Raw genomic sequence first — 18,211 nt, forward strand, 5'->3', positions numbered from 1 at the left:
TTTGTAGAAAGTTACCAACTCTTATTTACATGCCCCTGTGTGTGCTAAAATCTCATGTTCGCTTCATCTGTTCATTTTTCCTGTTTTTAATCCCGCACGTGAGGGATGGAGCCTTTGATGATTAATAATAATCATATTGGGTTCAGTTTGATAAGTGAAAATTAGACCAAACGTATAGAAATCATTGTGACTTAAGTCACAATTGATCAGCGGTTCCGAAAAAAAGCTTAAATCAATGCCGCAGGAGAATTTTAATTTGTAAAAAATTGCAAACTAATGACTTATGAAAAGTTTGAAAGAACTCATAATTCCATTTAAAGTGTAATAAGTTGTATAAATTGCTCTACATAGTGTGACTCATGTTACACAGCTTGTCCATTCCAGAAACTAATTTTACAAAAGTTAAAACTTTCGAAATGAACCTATTGAAATTCCTTAGATCCAATATCAGCAACATACTATTCTTCTCATTTACGGCACTGTTATTCTTCAGCAACGATGCCAGAACTATCCTGATTAAAGGCTTACTGTTAACAGGTCTCTACAATGCCGACGCACCTGATTCTGAGAGTTCGGATAATATGATTGCTCCTGAAATAATTTTCAGATCGCAGGATGGAGAGGTTATAAATATTGGCAGGGATAAAGGAAAGGTTTACTTCATTAATTTCTGGGCTACCTGGTGCCCTCCATGCCGGGCAGAGATGCCATCGATAAACGCACTTTCATCCAAAATTACCGACAAGAGCAAAGTCAAATTTGTGATGGTTGATGTAGATAATAAGATGGATGCATCAGTAAGATATATGCAAAAACGGAAAATGAACCTACAGGTTTATAATGCAGATTCACCAATACCGGAGATACTTTTCAATGGCACATTACCTACCACTGTAATTATAAATTCAGAAGGGAAAATTGTATTCAGACATAGTGGTATGGCAGATTATGACAGTCAGGAGATGGTAAATTTCATCAACACCCTTATCCCTTAAGTATTAGCCCGTTTCGCGGACAAAAAAAATGATTACTTTTGGATATAAAGAATAATAAAAACATGAAAACCGTATTTTTCGCACTATTCATCCTGCTAATGGCAGGCTCAGGTCTTAAAGCTCAGGGAATTAACCCCAGACAATCATTAGATAAGAGAGATACATGGACACAAAAAGACCTTATGCAGCCTGCCGATCTTGCTGCTTCGATTGCAAATCCGAAGGCTAAACAAGCATATATTTTCAATATCGGAGTAGTAGAAGATATCAAAGGGGCTAAAAATATTGGCGGAGCAAGCGACAAGGAGAATCTCAATAAATTCAGACAAGAGTTATCAAAACTTCCAAAGTCTGCTCAGGTAGTAGTTTATTGCGGCTGCTGCCCTTTTGAAAAATGCCCAAACATTCGTCCGGCGTTTAATCTGATGAAAAGTATGGGTTACAGTAATGGTAAATTGCTGAATATTCCAACCAACCTCAAACAGAACTGGATTGATAAAGGTTATCCAATGGCCAAAAAATAATTTAAATAAAAATCAAACAATTAGGATAAAGCCTGCTTAAATTAGATTCAGCCTGGCTTTTCATTTATCTGAATACGGGGAACTCTCAGCCCTCTGGTCAATATTTTGCCACATCTGTAGAAATAATTCCACACAGAATCCGGATATTTTTCCACAACTTATTCTGCAAAGACTCAGAAGCTATTTAATAATTATGGCACTGGCATTGCAGTATATTCTGGCTGAACAATTTGATTATTTTATTATTCTTAAGATTAATTTTAATACCAATTTATTAAGTATTTTTACTAAATAATGAAATAAAATTTCTCTATTGAGTAAAAAACCAGCGATCATTCATGTTTTATGAAAAAACAAATTCTCGTTGTTGATGATGAACTGAGCATTTTAAAACTGCTCAACTTTATCTTATCAAAGGATTATGACTTGATCATTAAACAAAATGGTGCAGATGCTATTTCATGGCTGGAGGATGGCAATGATCCTGCTCTAATCATTTCTGACCTTGAAATGCCATACATAGATGGAGGCTCATTCATCCGAAATTTAAAGATTAGTGGATTTTACAGGAACACCCCTGTTTTTTTACTTTCGGGCGCTGATAACCTTGAAAAGATTGTTGCTCAGATGCCATTTCGGGCCGATTGTTATTTCAAAAAGCCTTTTAATCCATCTGAATTAAAATCATCAATAGCCGAAGCCCTTTTACAGCAAGATGTTACAAACTAAGCAGTACAGTCCCCCCTTTAATATAGGAATGCATCTAAGTGTTACTTATATGGGTACTCCTGCAACTAAAAACATAGTAAATAATCTTCCTGCCGAATTCCGGATCTGCAAAACTGACTCTCTTCATGAACTTCACAAACATCTCAGTAATCAATCTATTTTAACGCTTCCGGATGTTGTTTTAATGGAGACTGATTCGGATGGAGACTGTTTTACATTTATCGAAAGAATCAAAAAAAATCCGCTTTGGCGTGAGTTGATTATCGTTCTTATCGGCCCCAAAGAGGTTAAAGGATGGAAAGCAAAAGCGCTTAAATTAAAGGTACATGATTACTATGTCATTCCTTTTCCAATTGAACACCTGGTTGAAAGGCTGAGTTTTCTGGTAAAGTTTAAACTCATTAAACCCTCTCTTTCAATTCTGGAAAACGAGGATATAATATATGAGTTACCATTTGGTAAAAGACTGTTCGATCTTATCATTGCATCACTATCCATTTTAATCCTGACTCCGGTTCTGCTGCTTACTGCCATTATTGTTAAACTGGATTCCCGCGGACCAATAATCTACAAAAGCAAAAGGGTAGGCACCGGATATCGGGTTTTTAATTTCTATAAATTCAGGTCCATGTATTCTGATGCCGAACAAAAACTGGAAGAACTTACCGGACTGAATTTATATAAGACAGAAGATGATAACGAAGATGAGGAGCAGAAAAAAGCTGCATTTGTAAAATTGATGGATGACCCGCGTGTTACCAGATTCGGGCATTTTATCAGAAGAACCAGTATTGACGAACTGCCCCAACTGTTTAATGTTCTGAAAGGAGACATGTCGCTGGTAGGGAACCGCCCGCTACCGCTTTATGAGGCTGAAATGCTTACATCAAATGAATGGTCGATGCGATTTATGGGTCCGGCAGGTGTTACCGGACTGTGGCAAATAAAAAGCAGAGGGAAAAGAGACATTTCTGAACGGGAACGAAAAAAATTTGATAACTTTTACGCATCTAAATATTCTTTCTGGTTCGATCTGGAAATATTGATTAAAACTATACCTGTTATATTACATAAAGAAAGATTTTAAGCATGTTCAGGAAGTATTTTTTATTAACAGCTCTTTCAATTGTTCTGCAAATCAGCTACACCAGGGCCCAGGAATCTATGATGACCGAAATCTCCTATGTTTTTCTGGAAAAACTGATTGCAACAGCAAAAGAAAATTATCCACGTATGAATAGTTTTGAGAGCCGGATAAAATCTGCAAAGACCACCGTTGGGCAGGAGCAGCTCTCCTGGCTGGATGCCTTTTCATTTTCATATATATACAACCCAAATAATACATTAAATGTTATCGTTCCTCAATTCTTTAACGGGTATCAGGTAGCTTTTAATGTTAACTTAAGCTCCTTTCTGCAAAAACCGGGTAATGTAAAACAGGCAAAAGAAAGCGTAAAAATTGCCCGGTACGACCTTGAAGAATACCACCTGACATTGGAAACAGAAGTTAAGAGGCGTTATTTCGCTTATATACAGGCAATGTCCAATTTGCGTCTGCAATCCAAGATATCATCCGACGCCCTTAATATCAGCAGGGAAATCAAAACAAAATACGAAAAAAGTGAAGCTACCTTTGAGCAATATAGTATGTCACAAATGTCATATTCAGGTGCCCTGCAGTCTAAAATCACAGCTGAATCAAATTTTTTAATCGCTAAAGCATCACTTGAGGAGTTATTAACCAAAAAGATCGAGGAAGTTCAATAAGGTTCATGGAAGAGATTAAAAAATTTATTGATCTTTTATTGCGTTACAAATTTGTATTAATAACCATTCCGCTTATTACGGTAATGGTAACTTTTTATATAGTTAGAAATTTGCCTGATGTTTACCCTGCACAGGCTCAGATTGCAACAGGAATAGTTGATGAGACCCAGCAAATGGCACTTTCTGAGGCAAGTGTACTTCAGGAAAACCGTATCAACCAGAAATTCATCAATATGGTACAGATCATGCAATCCAAAAGCATGGTTGATCTGGTTTCATACGAGCTGATTATCCACGATCTTACCTCCAAACCCTTCAGAGAGCCCAGCGACTTATTAAAAACACTGAATCTTGAAGCCCAAAAGCATGCTTTAAGTGTTTTCAAGGAAAAATATGCTAAAAAAGAGGGATTAAACTTAAGAAATGCAGATGAAGAAGGTCTGCATCGCGTTCTGGGGTCAATGGGATATGATGAATTATCCCTGAAAAACGATCTTCTTGTTTATCGTGCCGGTACTACAGACTTTATTTTTATTGATTATCAATCAGAAAATCCGGAATTATCTGCTTTTGTAGTTAATACCCTATCCAATGAGTTTACAGATTATTATACCATTCTGGTAAAGGAAAATCAGCGCTCATCAGTAAACTTCCTCAAAAATCTTCTGAAAGTTAAATCTGACACTTTGCAGGCCCGCATAACCGGACTACGCGAGTATAAAATAAAAAACCGGATTCTGAATCTGAATGAACAATCCTCACAAATCTATACTCAAACAGCAGATTATGAATTAAGAATGCAGCAGGCAGAGAAAGATATTGTAGCATTAAAAGGGACCATAGCAAATATTGATAAAAAATTCGACCCGAAAGATCGCCGCTATATGGAGTCGACTTTTACCAATCTGAATCAAAAAATCATTGGCACACGCGCTGAATTGAATGCCCTGCAGGATAAATACACCAAGAGTGATTTTGATGAAAAGTATAAAAACTCTATCGACTCCATCCAGCAGGTAATCAGCAATCAGATAAATACAGTTTCAGATAAATACACAGATAATCCGATGAACTCCAAAGCTCAGCTCATACAGAAAAAGCTTGAGCTGCAGATTGAACTGGATCGTACTGTTTACGGTTTGAACTCTCTGAAAAAACAGCTCAGCGAAATGAGCAGCAAATTTGAAAGACTTGTTCCTCATGAGGCTGTAATTCAAACTTTTGAACGGGATATCCAAACCGGAAGCGAAGAGTATCAGGATCTTCTGGCACAATACAATAAAGTAACCATGGAAGCTGAGTTTCCGGTTAAACTCAGACAGGCACAGGTTGCAATGCCCGGACTTCCGCTGCCATCAAAGAAAATGCTTCTTGTTATTATCAGCGGTATCATGAGTGGTATATTCTGTGTGATTGTTCTGTTCATCATGTTCTTCCTTGATAACCGGATTAAAGTTCCGTCAGACCTTGTATTACTTACCAAGGCTCCCGTACTGGGTTACCTGAATCTTGTTGGAAAATCCACCCTCGACCTCAAAGGCATCTGGAAGAACCTTCACGGAACACCTGAGATGCGTGAATTTAAAAAGCAATTACGCTCCACCCGATTCGAGGTAAACAGAGAACTGGCAAGAACTTCAGACCGCGGACAGGTATTAAGTGTTACCAGTATCTCTGAAGGCGAGGGGAAAACTTTGATTTCTGCATGTATCGCTTATACCTATGTTATGGTAAATAAGAAGGTATTACTGATCGACGGTAATTTCGACAACCCTTCCATCACCAGAAATTCAAATACTAAATTTTTTCTGGAAGACTTTCTGAATAGTGGAAGCCTTGAAAATATAAATTTAAATTCGGGGATTACGGTCATGGGAAATCATGGTGGTGATAAATCATTGCTCGAAGTCAGTGATGAAGAAACCATTCTGGAAAGACTTGAACAGCTGCGTTCCCGGTTTGATGTGATCCTTGTAGAGACCCCTCCACTGGATGCGCTTAACAAAGCCAAAGAATGGATTCTCTTTACGGATAAGACTGTCAGTGTCTTTGAAGCTGAACAGACCATCAATGAAATTAAAAATCAGCATATTAATTTCCTGACTTCCCTGAACGGCCAGTTTATCGGCTGGATTCTGAACAAGGTAAAACAACAGGGAAAAGTGAGCAATAAAATAGATCATGCAAATGTTTTAGATTAATATGCTGTATCCTTTCATCATATTTTTATGGACTTTGCTCCAGATTTTGATCGGATATAATCTCATTTTACCTCTGCTACTCTTTTTTTTTTATAAAATCACCGGATTATTTAAAAAACCTGCATTTGTCAGAACTGAGGTATCAGAACATGACTATGCCATCATAGTTACAGCTTATGAGCAGACAGAGCTCTTACCGGCTGTCATTGCTTCAATCCTGAAACTCGATTACAATAATTACCTGGTTTATGTTGTGGCTGATAACTGCGATGTTTCGGCACTGCAATTCGATAAAGATCGGGTAATCATTTTACGCCCCCCGGAAGTTCTGGCCAGCAATACAGGTTCTCATTTTTATGCAATCAACCACTTTAAACGGCAGCATGAGCGACTGACCATCATCGACAGTGACAATCTGGTAGACAGGAATTACCTGAAAGCACTCGACTACTGGTTCGATAGAGATTTCCATGCAGTACAGGGATTGAGGAAAGCTAAAAACCTTGACAGTACCATTGCGGCATTAGATGCAGCAAGAGATATGTACTATCACTTCTATGATGGTAAGATTCTGTTCAGACTGGGGTCCTCTGCTACCCTATCGGGATCAGGAATGGCTTTCAGCAGCAGTCTCTATATTGAGGCACTTAAAAACAATCCGATTAAAGGTGCCGGCTTCGATAAATTCCTTCAATACGTCCTTGTAAGTAAGGGTTACAGAATCGCCTTTGCAGAAAATGCAATTGTATTTGATGAAAAAACATCCGGAACTGAGCAACTGGTAAAGCAACGTTCACGATGGATTAATTCATGGTTCAGATACTTTTCTAACGGATTCACATTACTCAGAAAAGGGATCAGCAATACAAACCTGAATCAATTTCTGTTCAGTATAATTATGTTAAGACCTCCCCTGTTTATCTTCCTGATCCTGTCTTTGATATGTCTGTTGATCAATGCCTTTATTAGCCCTGCAACAGCCATTATATGGCTTTTTTCACTGATCTGCTTTATAACAGGCTTTGCACTCAGTATAGTTCAAAAAGGGACAGATCACAGAATATACCTTGCTTTGTCAGGAATTCCACGATTCATATTTTTTCAGATTCTTTCCCTGCTTAAGATCAGATCTGCAAATAAAATATCAATAGCTACGAGACATGTACACCCTAAAAATACAGAGGGAATTTAAAACCAATTATTTTTATTCGTATGAGATACAATCACATCAAGGATAAAATGACAAGTGCCGAGATATTTCTCCTGATCAGCAAGTATGGCTCATTGGCACTTGCATTCATTACCGTATTTTTCTTTTTTATTAAAATTTTATTCTTGTAAGAAATATGATTTCGATCAGGCCCGGCTTTAAAGGTATTGGCACTGCATTCAGGCTTTTAGCAAAACCTGCAGGATTTGCTATGCTATTAGTTATATCGCTGGTTTTTGCCTATGTGATCAAAAGTATGCAAATCAAAGGAGCTGCAATCATATTTGTTCTGATGATCGGGCCGCCAATAGCATTTGGAATCATTGCAAAACCCAGGTTCGGTATAACGGTTTTACTGATTGCCGCTTACCTGATCATGTGGATTCTTCGAATGGATCTTATTAATTTCCCTTTAGGAACCATCATGGATGCGCTGCTTGCCCTTCTGATCGCAGGTCTGTTTATACAGCTAAAATACAGACCAGACTGGTCATTCCTGAGCAGCCCGATCAGCATCATGATTATCATCTGGATTATCTATAATTTCATTCTTGTATTTAACCCTGTTGCTGAGTCTAAAATGGCCTGGCTGTACACTATCCGCAGTATGGCAATTGTCATGCTGACATATTTCGTGTTCAGCTATCATATTCGCGATATCAAATTTATCAGACTGATTATTAAGCTCTGGCTGGGTTTAAGTCTTTTCGCCGCAGCATTTGGATTCAAACAACAATTCATAGGTTTCTTCGCTTATGAGGAAGCCTATCTCTATTCTGATCCGCTGATCATGGATCTGCTTTTTATCAATGGTGTTTGGAGAAAGTTTTCTATATTTTCAGATCCCACAGCATTTTCATACAATATGATACTGAGCAGCCTGCTCTGCATCGGACTGATGTTCAGCCCGATATCCAATTTCAAAAAGTTCATCTTGGCTTGTATGACCATGTTTTTTCTAACCAATATGCTTTTCTCAGGAACCCGCAGTGCATACGTTTTGCTGCCTGCATCTATGATCATGTTAACAATACTTGTATTTAATAAAAAAATCCTGCTTGCCACCTCAGCTGCCGGTCTGATCATGGCTGTACTGATATTCATGCCTACCAGTAATCCGGCATTGTACCGTTTCCAATCAGCCTTCAAACCTTCTGATGATGCCTCCTTCAACGTAAGGGCAAGAAATCAGAAAATGATACAGCCTTATATCCTGACTCATCCTATTGGAGGAGGATTAGGTTCAACAGGTGTTTGGGGAGCAAAATTTTCGCCGGGATCATTCCTTGCATCTTTCCCCCCCGACAGTGGTTATGTAAGGGTAGCTGTAGAAATGGGCTGGGTAGGATTATTTTTATTCTGTTTGCTGTTATTCATGATTCTTAAAACGGGAATCTCTAATTACTTTAAAATACTTGACCCGGAACTAAAGAGTTATTGCCTGGCTATGGTGCTGATGGTCTATGCTCTGACGATAGGCAATTACCCACAGGAAGCAATTACTCAATACCCACTGAATGTTTATTTCTTTCTGGTCGCTGCATTAATCAATGCAACTTACCAGCTCGACAAGGAAAAAAGAAAACTTATAGCCGGTAATAATAATACCATTGGAGGCAGTATCAGACATTAATTAAATTTAGAAAATGAATTCAGATTGGATCAGCATATTGAAATGCCCCATTAGCGGACAGGATCTTGAGGTTCTTGGATCAGATGAGATAATGGAAATCAACCGGGATGCAGACAGGGGGCAGCTCTGGCAGGTCAATGGACAGCTCAGGGATAAAGGAATTGAAACAGGTCTTATCACTCTAAACCGTACCTATATCTATCCGGTCATTAATGGAATTGTAATTCTGCTGAAGGATCTGGCTTTAACCCGCTCAGTTGATTTTATCAATGAACTCCCGGTTGACAAAAACAAACAGCTGGTTCAGGACTTCTATAATCAGAAAGGTTGGTTTACTGATGAGGAAGGCAATTATGAAGATGCTGTTATTTATGAAGATCTGAGAGATGTGTCGAAAGAATATCTGAAAAAATGCCATAACCGTGTTGCCAGATATTTAAATCCGAATGGACTTTATATGCTGGATGCTGCATCCGGGGCTTTACAGTTTGACGATTACCTGCAATACTCAGCCGGGTATAAATACCGGGTATGTGTCGACTTCTCGTTTCAGGCTCTTTCTGAAGCCAGAAAAAAACTGGGCGACCGTGGAATATACATACTTGCAGATATGTGCAATATGCCATTTAAAGATAAGGTAATGGACGGCTTTGTATCGCTGAACACAATATATCATATTCCCAAAGAGCAACAGGTATTAGCTATCCGTGAATTATACCGTCTGCTGGCAAACAAAGGGAAGGGAGTAGTAGTTTACGACTGGTATAAACACTCCCAATGGATGAATTTTTTCCTGCTGCCATTCAGAGCCTTTGTATTTCTAAAAAATCGTATACTGAGCCTTTCAGCAAAAATTTCTGGAGGAGAAGCCCCGAAGAAAAGGCTTTATTTTTATGCCCATACCTATAAATTTTTCTCAGAACAGCTTCCGCCTTTCAAATTAGCTGTATGGAGAAGCCTGAGTGTACCTTTTATGCGATATTATATCCACTCTGGTTTGTTCGGGAAACAAATTCTGAACTGGGTATACAATAAGGAAGAAAAAGAACCCGGGCTTTGTGGACGGAAGGGTGAATATCCAATGTTTATTTTTGAAAAATAAAATCAGACGACATGTCAATTACCTCCATAATCCGCTCCAATGACTCCCTGAAAAAGGCAGCACGCTGGGCTATGATTGCACCCAATCAATACCGGCCACGTTTATGGGTAAGAATGTTTCTGAACCCGCTGAAACATCACAGAGGCAAGGGCTCCATCATCAGGCGAAGAACCAAGATGGATCTTTTTCCCTATAAAAAATTCTCTCTTGGAGATTATTCTGTCATCGAAGATTTTACTACAATCAATAATGGTGTTGGCGATGTTTCGATCGGCAATCGTTCATTCATAGGTGTTTCCAATGTAATCATTGGACCCGTTGAAATTGCAGACCATGTGATGACTGCACAAAATGTGGTCATCTCAGGAATGAACCACAGCTATGAGGATATTCACACACCCCCAACCATGCAAAAAGTGAGTACATCCCCGATCCGTATTGCCGAAAATGTCTGGCTTGGTGCAAATTCAGTAATTACTGCCGGAGTAAGTATCGGCAGACATACCGTTGTTGGTGCGGGCAGTGTAGTTACCAAAGATCTGCCAGAGTATTGTGTTGCTGCAGGTAATCCGGCAAAGATCATCAAACGCTATAATCAGGAAACCGGACTTTGGGAAAAGATTAAGAATTCATGATCCTGAAGAACCAGCATATCTTTATTCTGGGAACCTCAAAATTTGACGGCCCTGATCAGTCCACCAGCTTCAACATTGCCAGAGAGCTGGCCAAAAACAATAAGGTTTATTATATTGATTATCCGATCACCTGGAAGGATTATGTACAACAATGGGGCAGTAAACAAATCCGATTCAGAAAGCGTTTTTTCTCTCCGTTTTCAGATGGACTCATTCCCGGAGACATTGAGAATCTGAGTATCATTATCTGTCCTCCGGTGATGAGCATTAACTTTCTGCCCGAAGGTAAATTATACCGGGCTTTGCTGAAGATCAATGAGAAAATTATCAGAGACCGTATTAGCAGGGTGATCAAACTAAAGGGCATCTCTAATTTCATTTATATCAATTCATTCAATTTCCATTATCCCCGGATTGCAGACGCCCTGAAACCAGCATTGAGCATTTACCATTGCGTAGATCCTATGATCATACCTTACGATATGAAACACGGGATTATATCTGAGAATGAACTGGTAGCCAAAAGCGATTTAGTGATCTGTACCAGCCGACAGCTTTATGAAGAAAAGAAGCGGCAGAACAGCAATACCTATTTTATTCCGAATGCAGCAGACTTAATCCACAGTTCAAAAGCGCTAAGTGATGAGCTCGAAATACACCCTGTACTATCCTCTATTAAAAAGCCCCGTATAGGCTATACAGGTGCAATTGAAAGACGCTTTGACTTTGAACTTATACGCACTGTAGCAGAAGCAAACAAAGACAAGAGTTTTATTTTTGCCGGTCAGCTAATCCCCGAATTTGTACCGGAATGGTTCTTAAGAACTGAGAATATTTACTATATCGGAAGATTACCCTTTGAAGATATGCCTGCATTGATCAGGGGATTCGATGTGGCAATCATCCCTTTTAAAAAGGACCGGGTAAGTAAAACCATTTTTCCTCTCAAGCTTTTTGAATATCTGGGTGCAGGTAAACCTGTGGTGGCAAGCAATTTCAATCCGGACCTGGAGGAATTTACTCATGGATTCGTTTCCTATTGCGATAGTGCAGAGGCTTTCAGCAATGCCATTGAAGACGCCTTAAGATCAGATGATCCGCACCTGAAACAGGCTATACTTACTATTGCAGCTGAAAATACATGGGAAAAACGCGGTCAGGAGATTGCTGAACTAATCTCAGCAGAACTTCAGAAAAAGCAGAAATAGTCAGGATTTTACTTTCAGTATCTTACTCTTAAATACAGAACGGCATATATCCAGAAAAGCCGAGAAGCTGGAAGCCCCTTCACTGGCCAGCGACCGGTTAACAAAAAAACGTTTACAAGCTTCTTCTCCCCATGGTTTTGTAAAATAATCCATATAATAGGAACTGTCAGGATTAACCAGTACTTCGATATCATCTTTCCATTCCAGTTTCATTAAGGTAAGATCACCGTGCGTTTGCTGCATAATCTTAAAGCCTAATGAATGCTTGGGAAGAAACTCCTGAAAAACATAACCAAAATCCATGATAGGTTTAAAGCCGATGTACTCTTTATCATACATCACCACCTTATCATCTATCTCCTGCAATATCCAGCGATGAGATTCTTTCGGAATCAGGAACTCTCCGATAATATTGGGAGTTTCGAGATATCCGGAAGATGCAACCCTTGTTTGCTCCTTAAGAAAGCGAACCGGATCATTGACATGCTCCAGAACCTGAGCACATATTACATAATCAAATGATTTATCTTCAAAAGGAAGATCTTCTCCATCGGCGTTGATGAACTGCTGATGAGTAAGCACTTTGATATCACCGCTGCGATGATAATTAGATTCCACAAATTTATCCACGATGATATTGGCCCGGGGGTGTGGATTATGCCCTCCACCAATTTCCAGTACTTTATAATCTGCCTTTATAGACAAGTCAAATCTCGAATCTGGATTCCTTAATTTCATCAGTACTAAGATACTTAAAGCTATTGATTACACAAAAAACAGGAGTAGCCGGATGACATCAGATTTTGCCTGCTGCTTTATAATAAAGCCGCAGTAATTGCGGACCAATCACAGCAGGATGAAACTCCTTTTCATAACAAAGCCTGGCATTCATGGCCATCTTCCTGTACTCTTCATCCGGCAAGGCAATTACTGAAGCCATCGCTTCCGCAACTTCTTCATCAGTATTGACAACATAACCCGCACCATAAGCAGATATCTTATCATGAGTTGGAACCTGAGAGGAGATAATAACAGGCTTACCGGCCGACAAAGCCTGGATTACACTCAGTCCGAAACCCTCAAATCTTGACAAATGAATATATGCGATTGACTCCGTAAGAATTCTGTTCCGCTCAACCTCCTCCACCCTCCCGCAAAGAATCACATCCCTGCCGGGAAGTAAATCATTTTCCATACATATCCTGCGTCTTAACCGGTCTGAAGCCTCATCAGCAGGACCAACAATCTTAAACTGATATCCTTTTATATCCGGATTCAGATTTCTGAGCCTTGCAAAACCTCTCAATGCCCTGTCGATCCCCTTTTGGTAAATCTCTGAACGGCCTATAAAACAGAATACAGGTTTTATTACAGACATATCCTGGCTAAGCCCCAGATCGCTCACCTGATTCGCAACAACTACAACTTCATTTTTACTGATTAAAGCAAGGCAGGGAAGGCACCGGGGTGTCAGCGCCTGAATCAATGCAGCATGATCGAGTACATATTTATCAATTAACCTTACAAACAAATCTCTGTACCATCGTTTAAGAAGCGGACGTGTTGATCTGAACTCATTACAGTAAACATAAGAATCATGGGGAGTGATCAGGTATGGAATTTTCATACTCATCAGAAGACGGGCCACCAGGAAATTCCTTACATTATAAATATGATTGAGGTGAAAGACCGAATTTTCAAAATCCTGAGCTTTCAACCAGAATTTGAACCCGGACGGCAGAGCATTTAAGGAAACATTCAGAGATCCGAAACGGTGAACAATTACCGGTCCCTCAGGAGCAGAAAAATGATACAGAGACCCTTTATCATTTACAAATTCCAGAAAGTGAAAATCAATGCTTTCTTTCAGCATATTCACATTCTGAAAGTTAAATTCTCCCAGCCCGTCTGCTGCACCCGGCCTGTAATGACCTAAAACATAAACCTTTAAATTATTTGCCATAGCAATACTCAACAGCCTTGAGACAAATTAAACTATTTTCAGGGCATTTCTATAGGATAACGAATGAGTTTTAATTCAATCAGTTTATAATTATATTTATAAGCTAAATAAAATCAGACAATCGATAATTAGTTTCTTATAAAGAAACCTAAAGATTAGTCCTATAATCAGCAAAACTTTTAACGCAACAACCGGAAACGATACCATAAATCGAAAAATGAATTTTTTCAAGAATCCAGACTGGTTAAGCCGGTTTCAGTATCCTTTTTCTGCATTTGAAGAAATACCTGATTATGTTTTCGATGAGATAAACCTGAAACTTGATCGTATTCAAAGCAAGGCTCCGCTTGTGAGCATTGTTATCGCAGCCTGGAATGAAGAAATGAACATTCTAAACTGTGTGGCCAGCCTTTCGGAAATAAAGACTTCTATCCCATTTGAGATTCTTGTTGTCAATAATAATTCAACAGATAAGACACAAAAAACACTTGACAAGCTTCACATCAGATCTCTGGTTGAAAAAGTGCAGGGGTGTGGTCCGGCCCGTCAGCTGGGGCAGGAGAATGCCCTGGGTAAATATATTCTGATGGGTGATGCTGATTGTCTTTATCCGGACTGCTGGATTGATGAAATGATCAAAGTATTGAAGCAGCCGGGAGTAGTTTGTGTATACGGTCGTTATTCCTTCATTAGTGGCCCCGGATTTCCCCGGTGGAAGCTCAGCATATTTGAACTGATGAAAGACATTATCGCTGAATTCAGACATGTTAATCGTCCTTACTTTAATGCCTATGGAATGAGTATGGCTTATTTAAAAGAACCGGGGCTCAAAGTTGGCTTCATCAAAGTTAACCGCAGAGGGGAAGACGGACAGTTATGTCTGGATCTGATGCAATACGGAAAAATTAAACAGGTTAAGAAAAACAGGGCCAGAATATGGACGGGTACCCGTACACTTGAACTTGATGGAAGTATATCCGGAGCTCTTTTCATCCGCCTGTTCAAAGAACTCAGGCGCTTTTTTTATAATTTACATTCCAGATTACCTGAAAAAAAGAATGCTGAAAAAAAATCCTGACAATACCGGCTATGACAATACCCTATTTCTTTAAAGACGTTTGCTTACTGATTACCCATTATAACAGAAGCAATTCACTTGAACGCCTTTTAAGAGCATGTAAAAAGCTAAGTTACAGTTTCGGGGAAATTGTGGTTTCTGATGATGGCAGCCAGGCGGAACATCTGAACTCAGTCAGAAAGCTTCAAAATGAATATCATTTTAAACTGATTACCACCCCTTCAAATAAGGGTCTTGGAAATAATATCAACAAGGGACAGGCAGCAGTTACCTGTCCATTTACGCTTTATGTTCAGGAAGATTTTGTTCCATTACCGGCCTTCGGCGATCATTTCAAAGATGCTTTGGAGATCATGCAAAAGCACAAAGATCTGGACATCATCCGTTTTTATGCTTATATCAGATACCCGCATCTGAAAGCCTTTGACCGGGGCTTTTCAGAAATGGTTTATAAACCCTGGTCGCTTCAATACCTGAAGATTTATTACTACAGTGATCACCCGCATTTACGACGTTCGAATTTCATAGAAAAATTTGGAGAATATACAGAGCAAGTAAGCGTTGACCGTTCTGAATACCGAATGTGCGTTTCATTTATACAGCAACGCGGCAAAGGCTTATTCTTCAATGATTATCAAAGTCTCTTTCAGCAGATTAATCCAGAACACGAACCAAGCACTACGTTCAGGAATAAACTTACGCTAAGCGAAAATAAGCTTATAAGCTTTATCCGTGATATTTACCGGCAATTCCGCTATAATTATGACCTTAGGTTTCTGAGAGTTAATCATGGCTTTGCTATTAAATCAGATATTGCTAAACTGAGGCAAAAAAACAATGCCTTCATAGACCTTTCAAAGGCTGTAATTAATAAATTTCTCAGCGCCTGGGTAAAGCTGAGATACCCGGGAACAGCCAGAGAATATGCACAATTCTATAAAGACACCTATTACTGCCGTCTGGTACAGCTGAAATATCTGTTCAGCGATTATATATTCAGAAAGAAATACAAACAAATCTCATTCAGTGGTGAATTTGCCCCTGAGTTGCAGTTTGTTCTGCCATTTGCTTACTGGCATTATCAGAACGGAACTTTGGATAAGACCATCTCCTCTAAATTTACCCGGGAGCTATACTTTTTCTCTCCAAACCACGAGGAAAATTTTGATGAACGTTCCAATGAAGGGAACTACAATTTTGAGATACCCCGAATCCTGTACAGCCATGATTACGATATGAATAAATGGGCACAGGTTCCCATGAAAGAAACATACAGGAATAATATCTATGTTTATAATAAACCGATTCTGGTTATCGCTAACAGATATAATATGGAATGGGATGATGCTCCGGTCAGCTTTTTTAGTATTCCGGTACTGGATACCATGATCAAAAAACTAAAAAATAAATTTACCATTATCTACAACCGGCCCAGACCACAGAACATTGCAAATGATGATAGTATAATCTACGATCTTCACGAATTTGAATGGATTAGGAATGAGCATCCGGACGTGATCCTTATGGAAGATCTTTTTAAAGAAAATAAGGTAAAGGCAAATAACTTTAATCATCTTCAATTGATGGTTTATGCCAATGCTTCGCATTTTATCTCAACACATGGAGGAACCGGTACACTGGCCAGCTACTTCGGCGGAATTAATATTATCCTCTCGAAAAAAGGTCCCGAGCACCATTTCAAATGCTATACCAGGTTATATCCCAAATTATCGGGAGCAGCTGTTTATCATGCCATAACCGATGAACAGCTGGTAGAACTAATTGACCATCACCTTTTGAGAGGCAAATATTCCCCTGAATAAATGAAGATCCTGAACAAAGACCTCTATTGGATCAGATCGGGATTCTTTACCCTGCTCCAGAATCTGTTGGGTGTATTCTTCAGTATTGGAAGCTTTTATATCCTGCTGAGGCTCTTAGGTCAAAACGAATATGGCGTTTGGGCCTTATTTATGGTTACAGTTACCATTCTGGAAACTGTACGGGGTGGACTCGTTCAAAATGCACTGATCAAATACCTGGCATCGGAAGAAAAAGCAGAACATCCGGGGATTATTGCTGCTTCATTTACTATCAGCGGGCTTCTGACATTATTTTGCATCCTGATAAACCTTGGTTTTTCGGAGTTGCTTTCTGCTCTATGGAAAGCTCCCGAGCTGGTTTCCATATTCAATATGTATTGTATTACATTTATTATTTCAGGCATATTGACCCAGTTTAACTGCATTCTGCAGGCCAATCTGAAATTCAGAAGCATCTTTATAAGCACCTTCATTTTACAATTCAGCTTTTTTGTATACGTACTTATCTGTTATGTTTTCAAATTCCGGATAGAATTGATTAATCTGATCTATATGCAGATGTTCAATTATTCTTTAGCTGCTTTCATTGCTTATTTTCAGGTTAAACCATACCTGAGTATCAACTTTAAAAGCTGCCGCAACTGGATTAGTCGTCTGTTCAATTATGGAAAATATGCTTTCGGAACATCCATCAGCTCAATTCTTTCTGTTACAGTAGATCAAATGATGCTGGGTGCTATACTTTCGCCGGTACAGGCAGGCGCATTCAATGTGGCGGTACGACTTACCAATCTGCTTGATATACCTACTAATGCTATTGCGGTGATTGTATTTCCGCAGAGTGCAAAACGTATCAATACTGAAGGAAAAGAAGGCATTAAATATTTGTATGAAAAATCTGTAGGAACACTCATTGCACTGCTCATACCCGGAATCCTTTTCCTTTACTTATTTTCAGGATTTGTGGTTAACCTGATTGCCGGAGCAAATTATAAAGACACCATACCCCTGCTGCATATTACCCTGCTCTATTGTCTTTTTACTCCTTACGGCAGACAGTTCGGAAATATCCTTGATTCAATAGGAAAAACAAAACTCACTTTTTTAGTTGTATTACTTGTTACCACAATAAATATCGGTCTTAATTATCTGTTCATCAACAAATTTGGTGTATTAGGCGCTGCCTATGCCACACTCACTGCACATATCATCGGATTTGGCATCGGGCAAAGCATTCTGAGAAAAGAGCTTAATGTGAGTATTGCCAATACCATAGTATACGCATGGAGGTTCTATCCTGAGTTCTACAGCAAATACATCAAAAAATCACAAGCTGACTAATT

Annotated in this window: 17 protein-coding genes; 15 read left to right on the forward strand and 2 right to left on the reverse strand. The window is 39.1% G+C overall.

The window, feature by feature from the left end:
• The first annotated feature begins 416 nt into the window (after positions 1–416).
• The 12 genes from P2W72_RS02595 (at position 417) to P2W72_RS02650 (ending at position 12,004) form a co-directional block, all read left to right on the forward strand.
• Positions 417–995: a TlpA disulfide reductase family protein gene (locus P2W72_RS02595; RefSeq protein WP_276359320.1), complete on the forward strand. Its 579-nt coding sequence runs from the start codon at positions 417–419 to the stop codon at positions 993–995.
• 62 nt (positions 996–1,057) lie between these two features.
• A complete protein-coding gene (locus P2W72_RS02600) occupies positions 1,058–1,519 on the forward strand; it encodes a rhodanese-like domain-containing protein (RefSeq protein WP_276359321.1) in 462 nt (153 codons plus the stop codon).
• A gap of 345 nt (positions 1,520–1,864) precedes the next feature.
• Positions 1,865–2,248, forward strand: a complete 384-nt coding sequence (locus P2W72_RS02605) for a response regulator (RefSeq protein ID WP_276359322.1) — start codon at positions 1,865–1,867, stop codon at positions 2,246–2,248.
• Complete coding sequence (locus P2W72_RS02610; RefSeq protein WP_276359323.1) at positions 2,235–3,335, forward strand: sugar transferase; 1,101 nt, start codon at positions 2,235–2,237, stop codon at positions 3,333–3,335. The genes P2W72_RS02605 and P2W72_RS02610 overlap by 14 nt, the downstream gene beginning before the upstream one ends.
• Positions 3,336–3,337: 2 nt before the next feature.
• The gene (locus P2W72_RS02615; RefSeq protein WP_276359324.1) at positions 3,338–4,015 is read left to right on the forward strand and encodes a TolC family protein; all 678 of its coding nucleotides are present in this window, start codon (positions 3,338–3,340) and stop codon (positions 4,013–4,015) included.
• 5 nt (positions 4,016–4,020) lie between these two features.
• Positions 4,021–6,216, forward strand: coding sequence for a lipopolysaccharide biosynthesis protein (locus P2W72_RS02620; RefSeq protein ID WP_276359325.1), 2,196 nt, complete (start codon positions 4,021–4,023; stop codon positions 6,214–6,216).
• A 1-nt stretch (position 6,217) separates the two neighbouring features.
• A complete protein-coding gene (locus P2W72_RS02625) occupies positions 6,218–7,408 on the forward strand; it encodes a glycosyltransferase (protein WP_276359326.1) in 1,191 nt (396 codons plus the stop codon).
• A gap of 20 nt (positions 7,409–7,428) precedes the next feature.
• Positions 7,429–7,557: a hypothetical protein gene (locus tag P2W72_RS02630; RefSeq protein ID WP_276359327.1), complete on the forward strand. Its 129-nt coding sequence runs from the start codon at positions 7,429–7,431 to the stop codon at positions 7,555–7,557.
• A gap of 5 nt (positions 7,558–7,562) precedes the next feature.
• Positions 7,563–9,059, forward strand: a complete 1,497-nt coding sequence (locus P2W72_RS02635) for an O-antigen ligase family protein (RefSeq protein ID WP_276359328.1) — start codon at positions 7,563–7,565, stop codon at positions 9,057–9,059.
• A gap of 13 nt (positions 9,060–9,072) precedes the next feature.
• A complete protein-coding gene (locus P2W72_RS02640; protein WP_276359329.1) occupies positions 9,073–10,161 on the forward strand; it encodes a class I SAM-dependent methyltransferase in 1,089 nt (362 codons plus the stop codon).
• Between the two features lie 11 nt (positions 10,162–10,172).
• Complete coding sequence (locus P2W72_RS02645) at positions 10,173–10,796, forward strand: acyltransferase (RefSeq protein ID WP_276359330.1); 624 nt, start codon at positions 10,173–10,175, stop codon at positions 10,794–10,796.
• Entirely contained in the window at positions 10,793–12,004 is a 1,212-nt protein-coding gene (locus P2W72_RS02650) for a glycosyltransferase (RefSeq protein WP_276359331.1), read from the forward strand. Before P2W72_RS02645 ends, P2W72_RS02650 begins: the two co-directional genes overlap by 4 nt.
• On the opposite strand, the gene P2W72_RS02655 is transcribed toward P2W72_RS02650, so the two are convergent.
• Positions 12,005–12,742 carry a class I SAM-dependent methyltransferase gene (locus tag P2W72_RS02655; protein WP_276359332.1) on the reverse strand — a complete coding sequence of 246 codons (738 nt, stop codon included), beginning with the start codon at positions 12,740–12,742 and terminating at the stop codon, positions 12,005–12,007.
• Positions 12,743–12,800: 58 nt separating this feature from the next.
• Positions 12,801–13,967 carry a glycosyltransferase gene (locus P2W72_RS02660; protein WP_276359333.1) on the reverse strand — a complete coding sequence of 389 codons (1,167 nt, stop codon included), beginning with the start codon at positions 13,965–13,967 and terminating at the stop codon, positions 12,801–12,803.
• Positions 13,968–14,184: 217 nt separating this feature from the next.
• Here P2W72_RS02660 and P2W72_RS02665 point away from each other — a divergent pair, with 217 nt between their 5' ends.
• Genes P2W72_RS02665 through P2W72_RS02675 form a run of 3 tightly spaced genes read left to right on the forward strand, consistent with a single transcriptional unit; the run spans position 14,185 to position 18,209 of the window.
• The gene (locus tag P2W72_RS02665) at positions 14,185–15,045 is read left to right on the forward strand and encodes a glycosyltransferase family 2 protein (protein WP_276359334.1); all 861 of its coding nucleotides are present in this window, start codon (positions 14,185–14,187) and stop codon (positions 15,043–15,045) included.
• Between the two features lie 11 nt (positions 15,046–15,056).
• On the forward strand, positions 15,057–16,868 hold the full coding sequence (locus P2W72_RS02670) for a glycosyltransferase (protein WP_276359335.1): 1,812 nt from the start codon (positions 15,057–15,059) through the stop codon (positions 16,866–16,868).
• Positions 16,869–18,209, forward strand: a complete 1,341-nt coding sequence (locus tag P2W72_RS02675; protein ID WP_276359336.1) for a flippase — start codon at positions 16,869–16,871, stop codon at positions 18,207–18,209.
• The last annotated feature ends 2 nt before the right edge of the window (positions 18,210–18,211 follow it).

This window comes from Daejeonella sp. H1SJ63 (assembly GCF_029360775.1).
Taxonomy (GTDB): domain Bacteria; phylum Bacteroidota; class Bacteroidia; order Sphingobacteriales; family Sphingobacteriaceae; genus Daejeonella.